The organism is Bittarella massiliensis (ex Durand et al. 2017) (genome assembly GCF_017566145.1).
Lineage (GTDB): Bacteria > Bacillota > Clostridia > Oscillospirales > Ruminococcaceae > Bittarella > Bittarella massiliensis_A.
In genome coordinates this window covers 1-227 of record NZ_JABFCL010000162.1, presented here as the reverse complement: position 1 = coordinate 227, position 227 = coordinate 1, and the positions used below count along the sequence as shown (strand labels likewise).

Genomic DNA, 227 nt, shown 5'->3' with positions numbered 1-227 from the left:
AACTCGGCAAGCAGGGTGGCGATGCCCCGATCCGCCACCTTGAACCCGGCGCGGTTCACGAACACGAAACGACGGCCCCGGTTCAACCGTGCGGAGAGCTTGGCTCGCGTCTCGTGGCCCTGGGCATCCTGAAGTTCGAACCAGGTCCCCAGGTCGAGCTCCCGCAGGCGCTGCACGAACTCGTCGTGCTCCGGTACCTCCTCCGGCGGTGCTTCCGCAGCCGGCCC

The 227-nt window shown here is 68.3% G+C and carries 1 protein-coding gene; it reads right to left on the bottom strand.

Going from position 1 to position 227, the window contains the following annotated elements; genetic code table 11:
- On the bottom strand, nt 1-227 hold a 227-nt coding region (locus tag HJY11_RS13875), incomplete at both ends, for a DUF1631 family protein (RefSeq protein ID WP_208076489.1).